We start from the raw sequence: 21934 nt of genomic DNA on the forward strand, positions 1-21934 counted from the left end.
GAGATGGAGCCGATATTATGAGCCAAGAAGAACTAAAAAAGCTGGTACAAGAAGAGAAATCTCTTTCCGCTGAGGAAAAGCTCCAAAGGGCATTAGACCGCCTGATAGGTAAAGGTGGTAAGCCTCTGAGAACAAAGGTAAAGGGTCGCCTAACGCTTAATAAAATTAACAATGAAGCGGGTTTAGGGCGAAGCTATATCCATAAGTTTAAGGATTTTGTTGAAAAGGCCGCTAACCCAGCAATCGAAAAATACAACGCTTCCCTGGATGATCCTAGACAATCGGAGCAAATAGCTTCGGAGTCAGTGGATATGAGTGAAATTAATAGACTCAGAGCCGAATTAAATCGTGAAAAGGAACTAAAGATCGAGTATCGGCGGGAGCGAGATGAGGCGCTTGCTATCAATACTAAACTCGAAATATTAAATAAGTCACTAATGTTTCGTGTATACGAACTTCAGGAGCAGCTTTCTGCCGAAGTTGTGGAGTTCGAGCATCACAAAAAGTCTTAACTGCCAGTTTTTGCTGCTATTTGGTAAATGTTGTTTTTTGACTGGTAGTCAAGCCACTTAACGTAAACACGCATTCATGTAATGACGTTAAAAATCAACGTGGCAATCAAATTTTAAAAATGATTAATCATAATTTAAATTTGATTGAAAGAGAGGGGGTAAAGTGCAGATCAAAGAAGCCAAGATAAAATTCGATGCAGGATGCTTTAAACAAGCATGTATTACAGACGCTCTTATGAGCCAAGGGTACAATTTAACTTTAATTGGCAAGAAACAATCTGATAATGCTGTTTTGAGTAGCCAGAGGGCTTCTGAAGAAGCAAAAGCGTTTAAAAGTTATGATGCTGCAATAAAGGCAGCAAAAGATATTGGTTTTCAAGATGTCACTGTAAGATTGTCACGCTTAAGATAGTTTAAATATCAACTAGTTACTTTGATTTGTGGGTTGTTTCAGAGATGTTCTAATTAGTTGTTGCTTCATATTGTCGTTCGACAATATGTCTGACTATGTGTAGAAGCTGATTCTTGGTCTTGTTCGTCACGACTAGAACTTACGGTTTCCCTGCTAGTATCCTAGCTCACTATTGGATGAAACATTTTAGAATCTAAGCTCTAGGTTGATGTTGGCGGGTAAGCTATGTTTGGGCAAAGCAAAAGTGTGTCTAGGTAGTCGGTGGATGTTCAATATGAACTGTGTTGTCCCATATTGATTAAATTATTGAGATCTAAGCTGCTTTCATCAAACAAAATTCTTCATTGAAAATACTAGGTTACTGTACTCTATGCATAATGTTTTTATATAAAGGCTAGAGCATGGCAATAAAGAACGTAATTCTTCATGAAGTTACACGTAAGAATGATGGTGATCCAGTAGTAACAAATCTGCGTGATGAAGAAAACTCGATTGAAGGTTTAGGAAGCAAGCTAACTGAACAACTAATTGAGTTGTTTTCTCAATCAACGCTTAATATTGGTGAGTTTGGCGTAGATGGTGATTCGACGCTTGAACCAGCTTTCGAACAGCAGTTAAAGCGCCTACAAAATAAAGAGAAAACCTTCGTTGAAACTACCAAGGACATGGCTGAGCGATTTGCTGATATTATCCGTGAGCCTAAACTCCAAAGTGTCAAAGGTGGTATACTGGCATTCTATATGTATGAGTATCGTGAAAACACATTGTTAGCGATTACTGTACTAAATCGAATTGACGGTATTAACGCAAGTAAAGATCTTGATTTAAGTTCAGCTACAATCATAGACCTTAACCGCTTACACTTAGGCGCATCTATCAACTTAACTGACTGGGACGAGGGCTTGAGTACTCGCTATATCAAGTTCAAAACAGGTCGTTCTGTTGAAATGCGCGATTACTTTGAGTCTTTTATTGGGTGTCAGCGTGATAAAGAAGCCGCAACTCGTGAAACGAGTGCTTTAAAAACAGCAATCAAAACTTATTCTTCTGAGCTAGGCTTAGATAGTGATGAGACACAATCAAAATTAGATAGTGCTCATAGCTTTATCCAAGAGCAACAGAAAGCGGGTAAAGAAGTGCTCCTAACACATGTCGCTAATGCAGTTTTCCCTGATTCAACTGACGATTTCTTAGCTATTGCTCGTAATGACGAACATCAACTAAGCGAGCAAATAGCGATTAGTTCAGCAGAGTTGAAACGTTATGTTCGCTTAAGTGGCCGTGGTAAAGGTGTATCAATTAGCTTTGACAACGAGTTGCTTGGTAAGACCGTTACATTTGAAAATGAACAGTTGATTTTTACTGATATCCCAGAGACATTGAAACAGAGCATTATAGACCTTCAGCGAGAAGCTAAAGACAATGACTAGCTATGAATATTGAGACGTTAAAGTTATACAAGTCGATAAGAGAGTTGATGACCGATGTGGTTGTTGACGGTAACGACGTGTCTGGTTTTGTAGACTTTAACGCAGATATTGTTGACAAGCTTAAGCGGTTGAATGAAGTTGGGCTGTGCTCGGCTTCATTTAGTATTTATAAAGACGATACTAGAAAGCTTGATTTAACAGTAAACAATGAGATTACTGATAAGCACTACAATGTGTGTAATCGAGCTAAGATCGAATTAAGCAAACAATCAGCTCAAAACAAAGATCACTTTATATGCTCTACTTGGGCTGATTTAACAAACTATACAGGTTATCTGCTCAATCCTGTTGAGGCAGTCTATATCAGCGATCTCAACGAGATTCTCACGAAAGATTCTACAAATGCCAAGTTCACAACTTATCTAAATGTTTCAAAAGTGTGTAACTTAATTAAGGATGTTGCCCATGTAAACAAAGGCAACATATATACTATTTTATGTGGTCAACCACTAGACATAACTTTGTCTGTTGATGGCTCTGTGCTTAGTGCAGATATTGATATTGGTTTTTATGATGAGTTGCTAGGTAAAGACCAGCACAAAGAGGCGATGAACAGTTTAGTTCGCGAGGCTCTTTACAACCTATTAAGTGATCTTGACCCTAAGTCGAGATTGTCTCATCTAGTTAACAATTTCAATGCATTTACAAGTAAATTATTAGTTAGTTATGAGCAATATGTTCGAAACTATTCATTTGATAAAGTACGTAAAGAGTATCGAGAGAAAGCAACAGAGTACATAGATAAAGTAAATAAAGTGTTTGATGAAGTTGCCACCAAAACATTCTCGATTCCATTGGGTGTATGGTTTGCTACTTCGCAAATGCAAGCAACAGACTCGATAGAAAGCCTTCAATTTTTTAAGAATATCTCGTACTGTTTGATGGTGTTTTTCCTGGTTGTCGTGGTCTGTTGGAATCTGTTAGGTCAGTTTGCGACATTAAGTGCTACTGAGAATGAATATAAAGATCTGTTCAAGCGTCTTGGTGATGAGCTTGAAGCAGGGCAAAAGGATGAGCTTGGAACATTAGAGCAGGGCTTAGATACAAGAAAACTGAGAGTGTGGCTTAAGCTAGTAGCGACTATGGTTTTCGCTATCGTATTGCTTGGTTTTACAATTCTGGTCACGTACAAAGCGATTACGCTTCCAATAGTAGATGGATAAAGTATCACAATAAAACATATTACAACTAAGATACTATGCCGCTCATAATCAGATTTAGTTAGAAAAGCCTTCGACAGTGTCAAAGGCTTTTTTGTATCGACCAACTCAACTCAAACAATTTAGTCTTTAACCAAGTTCCAAGGCATTAAGTTTCATTGTACTTGGGGATAGCCATAAAGTTTTACCATTGCCTGTTAATGAATGGAATTATTCGAGTTATTCTTCCATTTACTATGTTTCCTAAAATCAACGACATTCGGGCTATTGGCGATGGCCTCATCGATCTCTGCCTGAGCATTTTTCTCTTCACAACGTTTTTGGTACTTTTTGCGTATGACGTTGGGTATCAAAACGAATGATGCCCAAAATGAAGCTTTTGCGGCATCATAAATAGCACTTTCAATGTATGTACGAAAATTCTCGTCTCCCGCGACTTCGACAGCATAAGCGATAAACTCATCATATATACTTCCATCTCTAGCAGACTGTAACGCCCAGACAATGCCACTACGCTCTCCATCATACAAAGGTAGTTCTAGCTCCTTTGTAGCTTGTTCAAGCTCTGACAAAGCGGTCATTGTGGTATCTAGCACCAATGAAGAAACAATACCTAACTCTTTAAGCTCACTGTAATATCCCGTAGTGAAAAGCGAACCAAAATCCCTCTCATAGGGTAATTCCGCCTTGAACGTAATCGTGGCTAGTTCTTGAGTATTAGAAAGTCGAGAAACTTGAGAAGCGCGATAGAGTTTTTTATCTCCTAGTAGCATCGGAATTGGTTCTGATGGTCGATCATCGTTACTGATGCGGTTAGGATTGTTTCTCTTAAAGTTTTCAGCCTGCTCGAAAATCTCTTTGTACACTTCATCACGGTCGATTGGCGGGTATCCCCATTCATCAAGCAAGATAATCAAGTCGAAATGCAGTTCAGCTTTGATATCGTCTCGCTTGTTCCAATCGGTATATTTGGCTTTATCATCAATGACCTTTTTTACCTCTTTTGACAGTTCAAGCAGCTTATCTTCTGGGTAGGTAAAGTCGTACTTATGAGCCAGTGAAATGAGAATGTCGTAAAACGCTTTTTCTTCAAAATCTATCCCCATTTCACCAAACGAAGCCATTTCAGCACGTAGTTCATTGTAAAGATTGATAATTTCATCTGAAAAATCATTGATGACTTCCGAGCGAAGTACATTCTTTTCGTCACGCTCATTATACTTTTCAACCAACATATTCATTTTCTTAGTGAAATCGACACCTTTCACTTTGTTGGTCTTTTTAAACTCCCCAATCGCCTTAGCAAGCATTTGCTGAAGCAGTTGAAGTTTCGTATTGGGCTGCTTCACCATCTCCAGTTTGGCGAGATAATCATCATCAAAAATATCAATCTCGCCACCGTCTTTCTCACCCAGCTTAAAGATCTCTTCGACTCCATCACTGATAAGAGCATCTTTAACCAAATCCCTTACTCTGCGGTTCATTTGCTCTACATCTGGCGCACCGCCAGTGGTGATTTTAAATACTATGGCACGAACGGCTAGATAGTAATGAATCTTGTCTTTATGGGTTTTAGTCAGCTCACTGCTTCCCACACAAATGTCATAAGCCGATTTGAGGCGCTTAGTCAGATCCATAAACGTCTTTTCAAACTTCTTGGTTCTAAGTGCAAAATCAGCCGAGGCATTTAAGCAATGTAACTGCTCTAGGGGAGTGCCATTGAAGTATGGCTTTGAATCGAACTTATGGAATAGCCCATCTAACAGACTCAGGTGATCTTTAACGATAATGACCGACTGTTTGATGTCTTCTAGGTTCTGCTCTTGCCCTGCGGTGTATTGGGAAAGAGCAAGGTTCATCTGTTTTTTAATGCCGATGTAATCGACTACCAGACCATTCTCTTTACCTTCAAATTTACGGTTTACTCTCGAAATGGTTTGGATCAGATTATGTTTTTGCAATGGCTTATCAATGTAGATGGTATCGAGAAACGGCACATCAAAGCCTGTTAACCACATATCCACGACAATCGCGATTTTGAAGTTCGATTTGCCATTTTTAAACTGACGATCCAGCTCTTTACGATACTCTTTGCTACCGAGTTTATTCCACAACTCTTTATCATCATCGTTGTCACGAGTCATAATCATCTTGACTCGCTCCATCGGCTTAACTTTTTTCTTATCGCTTTCCGATAAAGTTGCACCATCTTCACAGACTTTTACCTCATCCCACTCAGGACGAAGCGCAATCAGTTCTTTGTAGAACTGATAAGCGATTTCACGACTGCTACAAACGAACATTGCTTTGCCTTTTTGAGTAGTGCCTTCTTCAACACGCTTCTCATAATGTTCAACAAAGTCTTTTGCTATGGCTTTAATACGATCTGGGTCGCCCAGTATGGTAGACATACTCGCCATAGCCGTTTTGCTTTTATCTATTTGATATTCGTTTGCTCCTGCTTCTTCACAGGCTTTATAGTATTTTTCGACTTCTTCAAGCTGGCGACCATCAAGCAACACTTTTGCTGCTCGGCCTTCATAAACGATACGAACGGTAATTTCATCAAAAACCGATTCTGTCATTGTATAGCTATCGACAACTGCACCAAATACATCCAGCGTTGCGTCAATCGGTGTACCTGTAAAACCGACATAAGTAGCATTTGGTAAAGAGTCGTGAAGATACTTAGCAAAGCCGTAAGTCTTTTTCACACCGTCTTCAGTAACGGTAATTTTTTGTTCTAAATTGGTTTGGCTGCGGTGAGCTTCATCCGAGATGCAAATGACGTTGGTTCGCTCAGTCAGCAACTCCAAATCTTCGGTAAATTTATGGATGGTAGTCAGGAATACACCACCACTTTTACGCCCTTTCAAGTGTTCACGAAGTTCAGCACGACTCTCTACGCTTATGATGTTTTGATCACCCACATAACCCTTTGCATTGGTGAATTGACCTGAAAGCTGATCATCCAGATCAGTACGGTCGGTGATGAGAATAATGGTTGGGCTACCTAATTCGACATCTTTCATCAGTAGGCGAGATAAGAACAACATGGTGTAGCTCTTGCCACAACCAGTTGCGCCAAAATACGTACCACCTTTACCATCACCACTCACCAGCTTACCGTGCTCATCAAAGCGCTTCATATGTTGTTTGATATTGGCGAAAAGCTTGGTTGCTGCGTAATACTGAGGGTAACGACAAACAATCTTTTCTTGTTTGCTTGAAGTATCAGGAAAGTAGATAAAGTGACGTATAACATCAGTGAGTCGTTTTTTGTTAAACAAACCGCTGATCATCGTAAACAGTGAATCAATACCGTCTTTATCTAGCTTCTCTGCACCCGTAATTTTGCGCCAAGAGTAATAAAACTCGTATGGGGCAAAGTAAGACCCCATTTTGTTATTCACACCATCACTAATCACGCACAAGGCGTTGTATTTAAATAGCTCAGGAATGTCTCGGTCATAACGAGTGGTAAGCTGCTTATACGCATCATAAATGGTCGCTTCTTCACGAATCGCGCTCTTAAACTCAAACACCACCAATGGCAAACCATTGATGTACAAGATGCCGTCAGGGATACGCTGCTCATAGCCTTGTATCTCCATTTGGTTGACGATGCGATAGCGGTTGTTCTCTAAGTCAACGTAGTCGATAAGCTGAATGTATAAGTCTTTCTGGTTTGCATCTTCACGCTTGAGCAAAAAACCATCAGAGACAAACTTCATAATGGCTTTGTTGGTATCGTAGAGATCCGAAGCAGGAAGGTACTCAAGCTTATGGATAATTTGCTCTATCTCATACGTTGTAATGCCTTCCGCTTGGTAACGTGTGGCTAGAAATTCACGAAGATCGGACTTAATCAGCACTTCTTCAGGTGCTCGCTCAATCGCTTCACCACGAGTATGTTGGTAGCCTTCTTTCCCTAGCAGTTCAATGATGGCTTGTTCTAGCCTTTCTTCTGTGAATTTCATTTCGTTCAACTCGTTGCTAATTTACTTAATATAATTGATCTTAGCTCTTTCAGTTTTTGCGAAGTTTGGGCTAGGGCTGCAATCTTTGAAAAGATTACTTCAGCGATACCCTCAAACTTTGCAAGCACACCTTCAGATGGAACTAAAACCAAAAACTCTTCAATATCTGCCTTTGTTAGAGCTTGTCGAGTGGAAGCACCTTCACTGGTCCCTAACAATCTAGACTTATAGCTCGAACTAGCTAAGGCACACTGCAAGTAATAGGACATCTCTAGGTTTGGTCGAATTATCATCACGTGTTGGTTTACTCTGGCGGGTAATACCGAATTTGGCACAACGCAACAGCGAGCAACAGAAACTCCCGTAATATTGATAAGTACATCTCTAGGTTCAATTTCTACATTCGCCAGCTTTTTAGCTTGAACGTCATCAATGAACGCAAGATCTTCGTACACAAATTGATAATCGTGTACATTCATACTACGGATAAGAGAAATACCTTGGGATTTGTATGCGCCTTTACCACCTCTTGGTGTTGAACCGCTACCTATTTTGTTTGCCAACTCATCAATACGCTTGATCTCCCAACCTTCTGGTATTTTTGGAAAGTCTAAGTTTTTTGTTTCTGCCAAGACGATTGATTCATCAGGTATAGAAAAATCAACAAACCACTGTTTGTAAATTGCTTGAGCGGTATCTTCTAGCTTTTGAGTAAGTTGTTCGTTGAGTGCAATACGGTCATTCACCACATTGTATTCACGCACGATCTCACGCTGCTCTTCGATAGATGGGACTGGCAATTCAACATCACACATCTCTTGCCAATCGAAAATTTCACGAACTGAACCGTGAGACTTAAATCGAGCATAGCGATCAAATTCAGGTCGCCTAAACCACATCATCAAATATTCTGGGTCTAGCAGATTTGAGTCTATAACCTCAAATACGGTATAAGCTTGGGATACCAACGCCTGATCTAATGACTCAAGCATTGCGATACCGATTTTATCTCCTCTACGAGACGTATCAGGTACGTAAGTGAATTGATGTTTTCTGACGATTTTGTACTTTTTAAAGTCAGTTCCTACAGTGTTAGCAACAGAATCAATAAACACCTTCTGGGTTGATACACCAAGTAGGTTATCCTTACGGTTTTCTTTATTTCTTGAGTCAACAACCCGAATAAACTGACCTAGCTTTTTATAGTTTGATCTCATAGCCCAGCTCTTTAAAAACATTTAGTAAGTCGTTCTTAGATTGTTCTTCTTTTGATAAAAGAGAACTAAAGTCACTTCTTAGACTTTCCATCTTTTCATCAAAGTCAACGTTCTCATCTCGGTTAATGAACTCAATGTACTTACTAGGGACAAGCGAGTAATCCTTGGCTGCAACCTCAGCTTTCTTAGCCGAGTAACAATATTCTGCAATATCCTTGTACTTATCTTCCGCCTCTTCTTGCTGCCAAGTATGAAGCGTATCAGCAAAGTCTCGAATATCTTGCTCAGAGAACTGAACATACTTCTTCTCAAATGGTTCACCACGTTGACGAAGATCCATAAACAAAATTTCTTCTTCACGATCACGATAATTGCGAGTGACATCTTCGTGCGGAACTGTATGCGCTTTTTTGTTTTTGTTAAGTATCCACAAGGTGACACTGATATCGGTGGTGTAGAACATACTGCGAGGCAGAATAATTACCGCTTCAACCAAATTATTTTCAATCAGCTTTTTGCGAATGGCTTTTTCTGTCCCATCGCCTGATAGCGCACCGTTTGACAGAATAAAACCAGCGACCCCATTTTCAGACAGCTTGGAAACCATATGCAAAATCCAAGCATAGTTGGCATTACTGCTTGGTGGTGCTTCGTAGCCATCCCAACGATGATCATCAACCAGCTCATCGGAAGCTCGCCAATCTTTCTGGTTAAATGGTGGGTTTGCCATAATAAAATCAGCTTTTAGGGTTTCGTGCTGATCATTGGCAAAGGTGTCTTTGGCGGCTGCGCCAAGGTTGGCAGAGATACCACGAATAGCGAGGTTCATTTTCGCTAGTTTGTAGGTTGCGCCTGTGTACTCTTGACCATATACAGAAACGTCTTTCTTGTTGCCTTTGTGGTTCTCAATGAACTTCATTGACTGAACAAACATACCGCCCGAACCGCAACAAGGGTCATAGATTTTACCTTTGTATGGCTCAATCAGTTCTGCGATTAGGTTAACGATGCTCTTTGGTGTATAGAACTCGCCTTTACCCTTACCCTCTGCAATCGCAAATTTAGACAAGAAATATTCGTAGACACGACCCACTACATCTTCGTGCGGATTCGCTAAGGTATCGATGTTGTTAATGACATCAATCAATGCAGCTAGCTTACTGACATCCAAACCAAGACGGGAGAAGTAATTGTCAGGCAATGCGCCTTGTAGTGCTTTGTTGGTTTTTTCGATGGTACTTAAAGCGGTATCAATCTTTAGCGAAATATCTTCTTGTTTAGCGTTTTTCTGAATAAAGCTCCAACGGCTCTCTTCAGGTAGATAAAACACATTGTCCTTGGTGTAAGCTGGAACCATATCAATGTGTTTTTCTAGCCCCGCATCAATTAGCTTTTGACGCTGTTTTTCAAAGGTATCACTGATGAACTTGAGGAATATCAGGCTTAATACGATGTGTTTGTATTCAGATGATTCAACGCTACCACGTAGTTTGTTGGCTGCATCCCAGAGTGTTTCTTCAAATGATTTTTCGTTTTTCTTTTCTGCTGGTTTCTTAGCCATGTTCTTGTTTGCCATGCGAAATTTAGTGGGGAAATTTTACCGTAATATGCAACATACGCCTAGCGTACTGCATAGTAGATGTACATTGTTTGTCGTGGTTGATGAAAATTAACCGTGTTTTAGGGGAGAAGCTCCTTGGCATCACAGCCCAAGGTCTCCGCAATTTCATACAACTTCTCAATCGTGATATTGACTTCACCGCGCTCAATGCGTCCTACATAACTTCTATCTATTTCTGCGAACAACGCGAGTTTATCTTGAGTTAACCCTTTAGATTTCCTCATTTTTGCAATGCGTTTGCCCACAAGTGCTGCAAGCTTCTTGTTCATAGTTTTTATTTATGAAATTAATTTGTTGAACAATTGCACAGTTGCGGCATATAACTCCACGGATTATAATCCTCAAAATCATCAATAAAGGCCGTTTTTTGAACACATGAAGGTAAAGATCAGAAAAGAGTTATTTCTCGCCATTTATTACAATGAACATTTCTCTGCCAATGACTTAAAGTCGTTTCCATTAGACGGTGATGAGAAAGAGTACTTATCGGATGAATACGTCGAAAAAAAATTGAAGGAAATGTCGCTTATCGGTGCAGTCCTGTCGTGCGGTTTCGATAAGCATGGAGATGAGTTGTTTTCCAAAGGTTTTATGTTTAACCATACCGACTGGGAGGTTGTTGATTACGATAATTACAGTGAGGATTCCAATTATCTTTCTCTCAAGAAAGAAAGTCTCTTGACGATTTTGCAAGATAAACAGTCAGAGCTGTCAGAGTCCTATTCTCTTCATAAAAGAACATGGAAGCATTTCAATCAGTTGTGTACTCAACACTCAGAACTTCGGGTGTGTTTAGACGAGTATATATCCGAGTACGACAATCGTAGATTGGATCTCAAAGCCGAAATGCAGGCAGTAGAAAACGCAATTACCTTCTACAAAAACACAGCACATGCAGTAGAAAGTGGGAGCTAATTTGTCCAATCCTATACTTTACGCACATGCCACAAATAACAACATGCTCGTGGGGCAGTTTGTTCAACGGTCGAAGAACAACTTGTCATTTTCATATTCTGAACAATGGTTAGCATATCATGCATCCTTTCCGATCTCGTTGAGCCTACCGTTAAGGATGGGAGAAAATTCATCATTTAATGCATTGAATTTCATGAATAATCTTCTTCCTGATTTAATGGAGGAACGATTAATCCTTGCTCACTCGGTCGGTGTGCAATCCAACGATGTATTCACATTACTCTCAAAATTTGGTCACGATTGCACAGGCGGCATTTCATTTACTGAGAGTAGGGAGCCACCAAATATAGGGGGGAAATATCGAGAGATCTCGGCAAGTGAATTAAATGAACTCGTTACTCAGCGTAAGTCATTTCTTCCATGTTTTGGTGACTACAGGCCATGTGTATCTGGTACACAAAGAAAAACCACACTGATGAAAACAAATGGAAGGTGGTATGTCCCACAGGGAACCGCGTTCAGTAGTCACATAGTTAAGTATCCGATGGATGTTATTACCCAAAGTAACTCTGTGCTAGATATGAGTAGCAGCATTGAGAATGAATTCATCTGTACGCAAATAGCGAAGGAACTTGGTTTTAACGTTCCTAATGTGGAGGTAATAACGACTGAATCAGGAGCTAAAGCCCTTGCAGTAAAACGGTTCGACCGATGTTTTGGTGATGGAGTTGTGACTCGTAGGCATCAAGAAGATTTCTGCCAGATTTTCGGTGTACCTGAACATCTAAAATATCAATCGGAGAACAACCTCGGTGTTTCCAAAATTGTTGATGTTTTAAGTCTCTCTGCGCAAAGTAAGACGAACAATCATAACTTTTTTAAGTTTATGATTTTACAGTGTCTTCTTGGTGCTACTGACGGTCATCTCAAGAATTTTTCCGTGCATATTGCTCCTGGAGGACACTATCAACTTGCACCGTTCTACGATTTGCTATCAGCTTACCCCGCTGTCAGTGCTACAGGGTTAAATAAGCGCAAGCTAAAACTAGCAATGGGACTGCAAGCATCACGAGGATACAAATACCATATCAGCAAAATTTGCTTACGGCATATAGAGCAGACAGCGAGTCGATTCGGTATCAGTAATGCTGAATGCCATGAAATCGTCTTTACCTTTCTCGCTCAATTTAGTTGCGCACTTAGCTCTATAGACAAAAGATTCCCTGGACAGGAGTTCGCGTTGGTAAAGGATGCAATATTTCAACATGCCACTGAAATGGTTGAAAAGTTAAACAGAACAATTAAGTAAACATCTGGGGTAACAATTGTTGCCCATGTTGTAAACATACTCGTTAGCAGTGAGGGAAAAATGACTGAACCCACGACCAATGGAAGTAACACGACTCTTGATTTGAGGCAGTCTTTCGCTCTGTTAAGTGTCGATAAGAATGGAATCGTAACGATGAAATTTGGTGATGAAGTAACAGTTTTTATGAACGACAAATGCCCAGCAATCACGACCGATTTATTAAAAGTGATTGCGTCAATAAAAAATGGGAGTAGCCAGCAATGAAGCGCGAAAAAGAAAAGATCAGTGGTCTAACAGAAACTTCGTGTGAGAACCACTTCTGTTGATTACTCCTTCCCAAGAAATGAAAAAAGAATTAGATGTGATCGTCGGTGATTATTCAGTCGATTTAGATAGCGTCTATTAGGAGTGAGGATGGTATGAAAGCAAAAATCGGCATTCTATCAGAAGAGCTTGCTCGTAAGCGTATGGTTCGTATTGCAGAAGGAAAAGTGACGTCTGAAGAACCTTACCCTCAATTTTTGTTTGAGTCACTGGCTGCGCTTTCACAACTGCTGTCTAACGAAAATGTTGAACTGTTGAATTTGATTGCTCGCGAGAAGCCAAACAGTCTTGATGAACTTGCTGAAATGAGTGGGCGCAGTATCAAGGATGTTACTGATGCTTTCGAAGCTCTTTCATCTAAGGGCTTTGCTTATCTGGATGTGAGGGGAATGGAATCTCGACCAATAGCGTTGTTTACGAAGTTCGAGGTTGTTATGGGCAGTTTGCTTTAACTTTGAACTGTTAATTAGCATCAATATAAATGGTATATACAAACAAAACTCCAATAATTTTTGTTAGATTGATTGTGTGCAACTTGGTTCGCATTTCGAGGTTGCTTTTTAGCTTAAGCTGGCATATCGAACACAATAATCAAGGAAGCAATAAATGAAATACTATGTAAACAAAAACAAACAACCTAATGGAGATAATGAGGTTCATACATTAAGCTGTTCATGGTCTCCCGCAGAGCATAATCGTGTTTATTTAGGAGATTATGCTAGTTGTGCACCAGCAGTAGCGCGAGCACGCCAACTGGGATATAACGCCAACGGATGTGCACATTGTAGTAGTGCTTGTCATACATCATAGTTTCACAGTTAATGATAAAAGGTGAGAATTCTAATGGAAAGATTCTCACCTTTTATAAGTTACAACCTTGAATTGAGTAAAAAGGTGAGAATAGTGTGAGAAGTCTTTCTAAGAAAGCGTTCTCATACTAATTTAAATAAATAAAGTGTAGAGGTGTACAGTGGTGAAGATGCCTTATACCCTGAAGAAGACGGAGATGACGAGTAACCTCTCGTCATAAGAAAAAACCAGCGTGAGGCTGGTTTTTTTGTACCTAAATCCGAGAGTACTTAGGTATCTTTCACTATATTGATTCTTTATAATCACCCAAACTTGATCTAGCTCAATTTATAAGGGAAACATGCAGCTATCACTCGCAGGTTTATGGCAAATTTCGCCGTTAACGAACTTCTCGATTCCTCAGGATGACATCACTTTTCCCGCTCCATTAAGCGCTAAACTCCCAGACCTTCTTTCGGAAGCTGCCATTGCAGAGCAGGAGTGGCACTTGATGCATGATATTGAGGTTGATGAAGCCATGATGGCTTTCCCCGCTGTGGATTTGGTGTTGGGAGGAGTGGATTATCATGCGGAAGTTCGACTCAATGGCGTCGCGCTGTTTGATTGTGATGGCTCGCAAGCCGAATATAAGAAAGATATTCGACCTTATATGCAGCTTGGTCGGAATCGGTTTGAGATATTATTTCTCGAAGAGGAAGAGGGGCTGTTATTTGAGGAAGACAGTTTAGAACTTTGCCCCTTAGGGGCACAAACCTACCAGAAGTTTGACTCTCGAATGGGGATTTGGAAAGAGCCTTATTTACAGTTTATTCGCCACGTACGGCTCGAGCATGTTGTGACTGAACAGATATGGCACCATGGGGGAGGCTGTGAATTTATGGTAGATCTGCACTACAAAACTTATGCGTCTGGGTTGGTTTCTGCATCCGTGAAATTTAATGGTATGACGTATCATCTCCCCATTGATGTGAGAAATGATCATGTCAGCGCCTTATTTCAGGTAGAAGCTCCGATTTATTTCAACGCAAGCCAACCTGATCCCGAAGAGCTTTATCAATTGGAAGTGATGCTCGATGGCCAATGCCAAAAATTTAATATTGGCCTGAGTGAAGACCTCTGCGTGACGCATTTTCCAATTTAGTCTTTCAAGCGCGGGTTATGTGCTGTGAAAACAGAGAAGTTTGTCTGTGCTGCCAGACTCGCTCATGGAAGTAATAGGCAAGCGTGTTAATACTTGGTTCTATCGTTGCCATGACTCCTCCGACTAACCAGCTCCCTGTTAAAAGATAAGCCACACTGAAGGCAACGCTGAAGTGTACAACAGCAAAGCTGGTGGTCTTCAGTGTGGTAGCACTCTGATGTTTTTTTAAGCGAGGTGAGGTGTGCCAGACTTGTTCATGAAAATAAAACGCAACAGTATTCACCATAGGCTCGATCATGGCAATTAAACTGCCGATCAAGATATCCCCCGTCAATAGATACGCGACAGTGAACGCGATAGTGAAATGAAGAGCGGCAAAAGTGAGTGTCTTTTTCATGATGTGATCCAGTCTTTGGTGTTGATAGGATCATTATTGATAATTAGTTTCATTAAATGAACTCGATTGAAACTATAATATCAATCGTTGATAACTATTAAAAAAGGCGCTCAATTGAGCGCCTTTTGTCTTTATTCAGTTAACTTAGCCGTGCGGTTTGACCACCAAAACATTGATAGGGGAGTTCTGAACCACTTTACTGGCGACGGAACCTAATACTACCTTATCCAGTTTAGAACGCTTATGGCTTGGCATCACAATCAGGTCTGCACCGAGCTTTTCCGCGTAGTCGAGAATCGTGGCGTACGCTTTGCCTTCAGCTACATGTGTTTTATAAACGACTTCTTCTGGAATATGCTGGACTGCGAACTGTTTCAGCTGGTTTTCAACGTCATTTTTCATTTTTGTTGCGGCATCCTTTGGAAAATAGGTCGCAACCATAGACATGTGAATACCTGGTAATACGTTCAGAAGATGAACTTGAGCCTTGGAGTACTTGGCATGCCAGACAGCCAGTTCAAGTGCTTTATCAGAAAAACCTTTGTCGTTCAGATCGACAGGAACAAGAATTTGCTTATACATCGATAGCTCTCTTTTTAAGCTTAGCCTCCAACGAGGCCAAGTCATTGCATCCTTAGTAGATACCAAATCCACTAATGTGTTTGGTATAAGTGTAGCCCCACTTCCCTCAGTGGAGTGAGGCTGACTAAGTTACGCGCTCAATTGTTCCTTTCGAGCTCGTCTCTGCTGGTTCATGCCCAAGCCAATAAGGAGTAGCAGTGCTGGTACGAAAACCCACTCTTTCATTGGTCGATCGGCGTCAACGACAACAGAGCGAATTTCCCAGTCGAAATCAACACCAGCAGCTTCTGCAGGGCTGCCAAATTCGACCATGTCGACTAACATACGGCCGTTGGCGTTATTGAGCATTAGCCCCATCGACGCAATACGATCCTCCGCTGATTTCGCACTGTCATCGAATGGCAGACGAACTGTTTTCGAGATGAAATCACCTTCAAGATTTTCACCGGCAACGAGAAGCTCAATGTCCTGACCAACAGGCAGCTGTTCAGTGATTTGCGCGATCTCTGTACCTGGGTGAAGTACTTTGGCTGGATAAATTTGATCCCACCAGAAGCCAGGGCGGAAGAAAGTAAAGGTCAGAGCTAAGAGTAGGACGGTTTCCCACCACTTGTTCTTAGTAAACCACCAGCCTTGCGTCGCAGCAGAGAATATCAGCATTGCGATGACGGAAGATATGATCGTGAGCAACAAATGCCACCAACTATCAATACCCATCAAAAGAAGTTGAGTGTTGAAGATGAACATAAATGGCAAGATTGCAGTACGAATATCGTAGGTGAAGCCTTGAATACCCGTGCGAATGGGATCTGATTTCGCGATGGCCGCCGCTGCGAAGGCAGCCAAACCAACTGGAGGTGTATCATCCGCAAGGATGCCGAAATAGAACACAAACAAGTGAACGGCAATCAGTGGGATGATCAAACCGCTTTGTGCACCAAGGGTAACGATAACTGGTGCCATCAAGGTCGATACCACGATGTAGTTTGCGGTCGTCGGTAGGCCCATACCGAGGATCAGACTGATCACTGCGGTAAACAGAAGCATCAGGATAATGTTACCGCCGGAAATGAATTCAACGAAATCCGTCATCACGAGACCGATACCTGTCAGAGTGACTACCCCGACAACTGTGCCCGCTGCAGCGGTAGCAACACCGATACCAATCATGTTACGAGCACCAGACACTAAACTCTCAAGCAAGTCGATAAAGCCTTCTTTGGTTTGCTCGGCAATAGCACCTTGCTTTGACAGTACGGCCATGAGAGGACGTTGAGTAATCAGGATAAAGATCATGAATACCGTGGCCCAAAAGGCTGATAGACCTGGAGAGAAACGTTCAACTGTCAGACACCACACAAGTACCACGATTGGAAGTAGGTAGTGCAAGCCAGATTTTATCGTTGGACCCGGATCTGGTACTTCAGTGAGCTCAGCATCAATCTCAATGGCGCCTTCTTTGGCGTATCTAGCCGAGACGCTGACCAGACCGATGTAAGAGAGCAGCAATGCCACGGTGACGATAGGGGTGGCGGCATCACCGAACACGTCTTTCGTCCAGCCAACACCGTAATAAACGGCAGCGCTAATCACACATAGGCCAAGAATCGTGCCTGTGAAAGATAGCAAGCTAGCCAGCAATGTTGGGTTGTGGCGGCGAGGAAGACCAGTCATGCCTGCTTTACATGCTTCTAGGTGAACGATGTAAATCAGTGCGATGTAAGAAATCAGAGCAGGAAGGATCGCCGCTTTGATAACTTCGACGTAAGAGATTCCAACGTACTCGACCATAAGGAATGCCGCAGCACCCATGATTGGTGGTGTTAGCTGACCATTGGTTGAAGCGGCGACTTCTACCGCACCGGCTTTCGTTCCTGGGAAGCCAACACGCTTCATCAATGGGATAGTAAAAGTACCCGTCGTTACGACGTTGGCAATAGAAGAGCCAGAAACTAAGCCTGAAAGGCCTGAAGCGACAACTGCTGCTTTTGCTGGACCGCCTTTCATGTGACCGAGTAAAGAGAAAGCGACTTTAATGAAATAAGCGCCAGCACCTGCACGTTCTAACATTGCGCCAAAGAGTACAAATAGGAAAACGAATGAGGTTGATACTCCCAGAGCAACACCAAACACACCTTCGGTCGTTAACCACAGGTGAGACATCGCTTTGTTCAGGCTGGCCCCTTTGTGAGCAATCACGTCTGGCATGTATGGGCCGCCAAACGTATACAGTAAGAATACGGCTGCTACGACCATCAATGGTGGACCTAGTGCACGACGAGTTGCTTCGAGGAGTAATACCATACCAGTCACAGCAACAACAATATCTAATGTTGTGGGAGCGCCGGAACGACCAGCCAGCTCAGTGTAGAAGATATAGATATACGCAGCGGAGAAGCTACCTGCTAAGGCTAATAACCAGTCCAAAGCGGGAATTTTATCACGAGGAGAGCTCTTGAGAGCGGGGTAGGCTGTAAACGCCAAGAACACGGCAAACATCAAATGTATTGAGCGTGCTTCCGTATCGTTGAGTACGCCAAAGTCAAAAATGAACGGCAGAGGGGATGCGTACCAAAGTTGGAACAGTGACCAACATAGTGGCACAAACCATAAGATACGTCCTGGGATCCCCAGTGGAGCACGGGCACCGGTATCGGCTTGAGCTACCATTTCTTGCACATCTTGAGACGGAGATGTTGTCTTCGACATGTACTTAATCCTTATTATAAATGGCCTTGTCTTTTATGATTGTCAGAACCTGACTTTGCATCTTTCAGTTTAGTGAAAAGATGAAATATTGCTCAGTTGTAAGTTTTTGATATATAGAAACAAAGAGGAGTTTCAAAAATGTGAAACTCCAAAATAATTATGATTTGGCTCAATACCTTAGAGCTTAATGTACCAAGGAGGGAGAGCCTCCTTGGTGAATAAAGAGAGGTTACTTAAGTAGACCTATTTCTTTGTAGTATTTCTCTGCACCTGGATGTAGAGGGATAGAAAGACCGGCTTTCACCATGTCTTCTTTCTTAAGGTTTGCAAAAGCAGGATGCAGACGCTTGAAGGTATCGAAGTTTTCAAATACAGATTTCGCCACATTGTAAGCAACTTCATCAGAAACGTTTGTTGTGGTTACCATAGTAGCAGCAACACCGAAGCTATTTACGTCTTTATCTGTACCGCGGTACATACCAGCAGGTACTGTGCTGAATGCGTAGTAAGGGTTGTCACCAACAATCTTGTCAATCTTAGGACCTGTCGCTGAAACTAACTTCGCATCACAAGATGTTGTGGCTTCTTTGATTGAACCGTTTGGATGGCCTACCACATAGACGAACGCGTCGATTTTGTTGTCACATAGAGCTTGAGAACGCTCAGAACCTTTCAGTTCAGAAGCCAGTTTAAAGCTGTCGTTAGTCCAGCCCATTGCTTCCATGACAACACCCATAGTTGCACGGTCACCTGAACCCGGGTTACCGATGTTAACGCGCTTACCTTTTAGGTCAGAGACATTTTCGATACCAGAGTCAGCTCGAGCGATGATGTTGAATGGTTCAGTGTGTAGAGAGAACATTGCTCGCAGTTCTTTGTACGGGCCTTGTTCAGCAAACTTACTTGTACCATTGTAGCCGTGGTACTGCCAGTCAGACTGAACGATGCCGAAATCCAGTTCGCCAGCACGAATAGTGTTGACGTTGTAGATTGAACCACCAGTCGACTCTACTGAACAACGAATGTTGTGGTCTTTACGGCCTTTGTTAACCAGCTTACAAATTGCACCACCAGTTGGGTAGTAAACACCTGTTACAGACCCAGTACCAATCGTGATGAACTCTTGAGCGTTAACCGCACCAGCACCCATTACAGCAGCTGCAATAGCACCAACTTTAATCAGTTTGTTCAATGCCATGAATTTCCCTTCCTTTATTCATTATTAACCCCATAGCAAGTGTAGTCGCTATGGGAGTTTCCTCTTATGGAAACGGCATCTTTTTCAATCCATATGTTGAAAAAGTGGCTGAATAATACCAAAAAATTGGCACATAATTACACGATTGTTAAAGAATGTAGCGGATTTGGCTGGTTTTTGAGCGAAAATTTAACCTAAGTTAGCAGGTTAAACCATTTGCTAATCAAGGATTTAGCTTAGTGCGTGTTTAGGTAAGGAGATTTATTCAAGATGTGATTTGAGTCACAGGAAAAATACTCTCGAGTGACTCATAAAATAGGCTTATATCTGAAACTTATCCAGTATATTCAAACAGTTCGCAAACCGAATTGAACAGCTGTTCTGTGGTCATACTGAGAGTTGGAGTGATAAAGATAGTGTCATCTCCTGCTACGACACCTAATATGCCTTCTGATTTTCCTAGGGAGTCCAGTAAGCGCGCGATCAATTGTGCAGCCCCCGGCCCAGTATGAATAACCACTAAGGCATTGTTATGATCGATATCCAGCACTAGTTCACGCAGTGAGCTTGATACAGTGGGCACTCCTAACTCTGCCGGTAAACAGTAAACCATTTCCATTTTGGCATTGCGGGTACGTACTGCGCCAAACTTGGTCAGCATGCGGGAAACTTTGGACTGGTTGATGTTTTCGAAGCCTTCATTTTTCAGAGCCTCAACAATATCCCCTTGGGAGCCAAAACGTTCCTCTTTGAGTAGCGCTTTAAAAGCACGGACGAGGTTATCTTGTTTTTCTGAATGACGCATGGTTCTCTTTCAACCGTTGTTTTTATAAAAATCAAGTGAATATTCTCGCATAGCTATGCACATAGTGCCAATGCTATGCCAAATTCTGTCTATCGTGTCACTGTAAATGGATGTGTAAGGTGGCATTTTAAAGTTACTTAACTCTTTGTCATTAAAGGTAAATGTAAGGATAATAAACACTTGTGTGTAGCACGTTGTTACTGAGTTGCGCAAGGTCGCAAAGCTGACGTTAATTGATTGTAATCAGTATGTGATTGCTATAGCTTTGGACAGCGTTGATTTCAAATCACCCCAAGACTTATAAAGAGATTCATCTCAAGGAGAACTACGATGAAAGTAGCCGTTATTGGTGCCGCTGGAGGCATCGGTCAAGCCCTAGCCCTTTTACTAAAAAACCGTCTTCCTGCTGGTTCAGATTTAGCACTTTACGACATCGCTCCGGTTACTCCGGGTGTTGCTGCTGATCTAAGCCACATCCCAACGCCTGTATCAATCAAAGGTTATGCGGGCGAAGATCCAACGCCAGCACTTGAAGGTGCGGATGTTGTTCTTATTTCTGCGGGTGTTGCACGTAAGCCTGGTATGGATCGTGCGGACCTATTTAACGTCAACGCTGGTATCGTTAAGTCTCTTGCTGAGAAAATCGCTCACGTTTGCCCTAAAGCGATGATTGGTATTATCACTAACCCAGTCAACACAACCGTGCCAATTGCGGCAGAAGTTCTTAAGAAAGCGGGTGTTTACGATAAGCGTCGTCTATTTGGTGTTACCACTTTGGATGTGATTCGTTCTGAAACGTTCGTTGCAGATCTAAAAGACAAAGATCCAGGCGAAGTGCGTGTACCGGTTATCGGTGGTCACTCTGGTGTGACGATTCTTCCTCTTCTTTCTCAAGTGGAAGGTGTTGAGTTTACGTCTGAAGAAGTCGAAGCTCTGACCAAGCGTATCCAGAATGCGGGTACCGAAGTGGTAGAAGCAAAAGCGGGTGGTGGTAGTGCGACTCTATCTATGGGCCAAGCTGCATGTCGATTCGGCCTTGCACTAGTGAAAGCACTTCAAGGTGAAGATGTGGTGGAATACGCTTATGTCGAAGGTGATGGCGAGCATGCACCGTTCTTCGCGCAGCCAGTTAAACTAGGCAAAGATGGCGTTGAAGAAATCTTAAGCTACGGTGAGCTAAGCGCATTCGAAAAATCAGCGCTTGATGGCATGCTAGAAACGTTAAATGGCGACATTCAAACGGGTGTTGATTTCGTTAAGTAAGTCCTACATGAGTAAGTAGTGTAAATAAAGCCGACGTTGAGTCGGCTTTTTTGATCCTTTTTCCCTTAGATAGGGTAAACCTATGATGA

The 21934-nt window shown here is 41.9% G+C and carries 19 protein-coding genes; 10 read left to right on the plus strand and 9 right to left on the minus strand.

All coding sequences use genetic code 11. The features are described 5' to 3' along the window. The first annotated feature begins 17 nt into the window (after positions 1-17). The 4 genes from L1D15_RS17105 (at position 18) to L1D15_RS17120 (ending at position 3577) form a co-directional block, all read left to right on the plus strand. Positions 18-512, plus strand: a complete 495-nt coding sequence (locus tag L1D15_RS17105; RefSeq protein WP_239876518.1) for a hypothetical protein — start codon at positions 18-20, stop codon at positions 510-512. Between the two features lie 163 nt (positions 513-675). After that, positions 676-924 (plus strand): hypothetical protein, encoded by a 249-nt coding sequence (locus L1D15_RS17110; RefSeq protein ID WP_239876519.1) that lies wholly within the window; start codon positions 676-678, stop codon positions 922-924. Positions 925-1325: 401 nt separating this feature from the next. Beyond that, positions 1326-2354, plus strand: coding sequence for a nucleoid-associated protein (locus L1D15_RS17115; RefSeq protein ID WP_239876520.1), 1029 nt, complete (start codon positions 1326-1328; stop codon positions 2352-2354). A 47-nt stretch (positions 2355-2401) separates the two neighbouring features. After that, on the plus strand, positions 2402-3577 hold the full coding sequence (locus L1D15_RS17120) for a hypothetical protein (RefSeq protein ID WP_239876521.1): 1176 nt from the start codon (positions 2402-2404) through the stop codon (positions 3575-3577). A 194-nt stretch (positions 3578-3771) separates the two neighbouring features. On the opposite strand, the gene L1D15_RS17125 is transcribed toward L1D15_RS17120, so the two are convergent. The 4 genes from L1D15_RS17125 to L1D15_RS17140 form a co-directional block, all read right to left on the minus strand. Then, entirely contained in the window at positions 3772-7554 is a 3783-nt protein-coding gene (locus L1D15_RS17125; protein ID WP_239876522.1) for a type I restriction endonuclease subunit R, read from the minus strand. Positions 7555-7559: 5 nt separating this feature from the next. Further along, positions 7560-8771: a restriction endonuclease subunit S gene (locus L1D15_RS17130; protein ID WP_239876523.1), complete on the minus strand. Its 1212-nt coding sequence runs from the start codon at positions 8769-8771 to the stop codon at positions 7560-7562. Further along, complete coding sequence (locus L1D15_RS17135; protein WP_239876524.1) at positions 8755-10332, minus strand: class I SAM-dependent DNA methyltransferase; 1578 nt, start codon at positions 10330-10332, stop codon at positions 8755-8757. The genes L1D15_RS17130 and L1D15_RS17135 overlap by 17 nt, the downstream gene beginning before the upstream one ends. 119 nt (positions 10333-10451) lie before the next feature. Beyond that, positions 10452-10661 carry a helix-turn-helix transcriptional regulator gene (locus L1D15_RS17140; RefSeq protein ID WP_001035409.1) on the minus strand — a complete coding sequence of 70 codons (210 nt, stop codon included), beginning with the start codon at positions 10659-10661 and terminating at the stop codon, positions 10452-10454. A 106-nt stretch (positions 10662-10767) separates the two neighbouring features. On the opposite strand from L1D15_RS17140, the gene L1D15_RS17145 reads away from it, so the two are divergent. The 5 genes from L1D15_RS17145 (at position 10768) to L1D15_RS17165 (ending at position 14891) form a co-directional block, all read left to right on the plus strand. Further along, positions 10768-11307: a hypothetical protein gene (locus tag L1D15_RS17145; RefSeq protein WP_239876525.1), complete on the plus strand. Its 540-nt coding sequence runs from the start codon at positions 10768-10770 to the stop codon at positions 11305-11307. Next, on the plus strand, positions 11297-12616 hold the full coding sequence (locus L1D15_RS17150) for a HipA domain-containing protein (RefSeq protein WP_239876526.1): 1320 nt from the start codon (positions 11297-11299) through the stop codon (positions 12614-12616). Before L1D15_RS17145 ends, L1D15_RS17150 begins: the two co-directional genes overlap by 11 nt. 60 nt (positions 12617-12676) lie before the next feature. After that, positions 12677-12880 (plus strand): hypothetical protein, encoded by a 204-nt coding sequence (locus tag L1D15_RS17155; RefSeq protein WP_130240487.1) that lies wholly within the window; start codon positions 12677-12679, stop codon positions 12878-12880. A 155-nt stretch (positions 12881-13035) separates the two neighbouring features. Beyond that, entirely contained in the window at positions 13036-13392 is a 357-nt protein-coding gene (locus L1D15_RS17160) for a transcriptional regulator (protein WP_239876527.1), read from the plus strand. A gap of 698 nt (positions 13393-14090) precedes the next feature. Further along, positions 14091-14891, plus strand: a complete 801-nt coding sequence (locus L1D15_RS17165) for a hypothetical protein (protein WP_239876528.1) — start codon at positions 14091-14093, stop codon at positions 14889-14891. Positions 14892-14895: 4 nt separating this feature from the next. On the opposite strand, the gene L1D15_RS17170 is transcribed toward L1D15_RS17165, so the two are convergent. The 5 genes from L1D15_RS17170 to argR all read right to left on the minus strand — a co-directional run bounded on the left by L1D15_RS17170 (position 14896) and on the right by argR (position 20582). Beyond that, entirely contained in the window at positions 14896-15288 is a 393-nt protein-coding gene (locus tag L1D15_RS17170; RefSeq protein ID WP_239876529.1) for a DUF2061 domain-containing protein, read from the minus strand. A 144-nt stretch (positions 15289-15432) separates the two neighbouring features. Continuing rightward, on the minus strand, positions 15433-15870 hold the full coding sequence (locus L1D15_RS17175; protein ID WP_239871037.1) for a universal stress protein: 438 nt from the start codon (positions 15868-15870) through the stop codon (positions 15433-15435). 129 nt (positions 15871-15999) lie between these two features. Continuing rightward, positions 16000-18579 carry a TRAP transporter permease gene (locus L1D15_RS17180; RefSeq protein ID WP_239871034.1) on the minus strand — a complete coding sequence of 860 codons (2580 nt, stop codon included), beginning with the start codon at positions 18577-18579 and terminating at the stop codon, positions 16000-16002. 229 nt (positions 18580-18808) lie between these two features. Next, complete coding sequence (locus L1D15_RS17185) at positions 18809-19777, minus strand: TAXI family TRAP transporter solute-binding subunit (RefSeq protein ID WP_239838879.1); 969 nt, start codon at positions 19775-19777, stop codon at positions 18809-18811. Between the two features lie 334 nt (positions 19778-20111). Then, positions 20112-20582 (minus strand): transcriptional regulator ArgR, encoded by a 471-nt coding sequence (gene argR, locus L1D15_RS17190; protein ID WP_239838880.1) that lies wholly within the window; start codon positions 20580-20582, stop codon positions 20112-20114. 330 nt (positions 20583-20912) lie between these two features. On the opposite strand from argR, the gene mdh reads away from it, so the two are divergent. Continuing rightward, entirely contained in the window at positions 20913-21845 is a 933-nt protein-coding gene (gene mdh / locus L1D15_RS17195; protein ID WP_239871031.1) for a malate dehydrogenase, read from the plus strand. Positions 21846-21934 lie beyond the last annotated feature (89 nt).

The sequence above is a fragment of the Vibrio sp. Isolate25 genome, from assembly GCF_022398025.1.
Taxonomy (GTDB): domain Bacteria; phylum Pseudomonadota; class Gammaproteobacteria; order Enterobacterales; family Vibrionaceae; genus Vibrio; species Vibrio coralliilyticus_A.

Coding starts and splice junctions, on each gene's coding strand:
- mdh (WP_239871031.1), top strand. CDS start 20,913: ATGAAAGTAGCCGTTATTGGTGCCGCTGGAGGCATCGGTCAAGCCCTA.
- L1D15_RS17140 (WP_001035409.1), bottom strand. CDS start 10,661: ATGAACAAGAAGCTTGCAGCACTTGTGGGCAAACGCATTGCAAAAATG.
- L1D15_RS17185 (WP_239838879.1), bottom strand. CDS start 19,777: ATGGCATTGAACAAACTGATTAAAGTTGGTGCTATTGCAGCTGCTGTA.
- L1D15_RS17125 (WP_239876522.1), bottom strand. CDS start 7,554: ATGAAATTCACAGAAGAAAGGCTAGAACAAGCCATCATTGAACTGCTA.
- L1D15_RS17130 (WP_239876523.1), bottom strand. CDS start 8,771: ATGAGATCAAACTATAAAAAGCTAGGTCAGTTTATTCGGGTTGTTGAC.
- L1D15_RS17155 (WP_130240487.1), top strand. CDS start 12,677: ATGACTGAACCCACGACCAATGGAAGTAACACGACTCTTGATTTGAGG.
- L1D15_RS17180 (WP_239871034.1), bottom strand. CDS start 18,579: ATGTCGAAGACAACATCTCCGTCTCAAGATGTGCAAGAAATGGTAGCT.
- L1D15_RS17170 (WP_239876529.1), bottom strand. CDS start 15,288: ATGAAAAAGACACTCACTTTTGCCGCTCTTCATTTCACTATCGCGTTC.
- L1D15_RS17135 (WP_239876524.1), bottom strand. CDS start 10,332: ATGGCTAAGAAACCAGCAGAAAAGAAAAACGAAAAATCATTTGAAGAA.
- L1D15_RS17160 (WP_239876527.1), top strand. CDS start 13,036: ATGAAAGCAAAAATCGGCATTCTATCAGAAGAGCTTGCTCGTAAGCGT.
- L1D15_RS17105 (WP_239876518.1), top strand. CDS start 18: ATGAGCCAAGAAGAACTAAAAAAGCTGGTACAAGAAGAGAAATCTCTT.
- L1D15_RS17145 (WP_239876525.1), top strand. CDS start 10,768: ATGAAGGTAAAGATCAGAAAAGAGTTATTTCTCGCCATTTATTACAAT.
- L1D15_RS17120 (WP_239876521.1), top strand. CDS start 2,402: ATGACCGATGTGGTTGTTGACGGTAACGACGTGTCTGGTTTTGTAGAC.
- L1D15_RS17165 (WP_239876528.1), top strand. CDS start 14,091: ATGCAGCTATCACTCGCAGGTTTATGGCAAATTTCGCCGTTAACGAAC.
- L1D15_RS17175 (WP_239871037.1), bottom strand. CDS start 15,870: ATGTATAAGCAAATTCTTGTTCCTGTCGATCTGAACGACAAAGGTTTT.
- argR (WP_239838880.1), bottom strand. CDS start 20,582: ATGCGTCATTCAGAAAAACAAGATAACCTCGTCCGTGCTTTTAAAGCG.
- L1D15_RS17115 (WP_239876520.1), top strand. CDS start 1,326: ATGGCAATAAAGAACGTAATTCTTCATGAAGTTACACGTAAGAATGAT.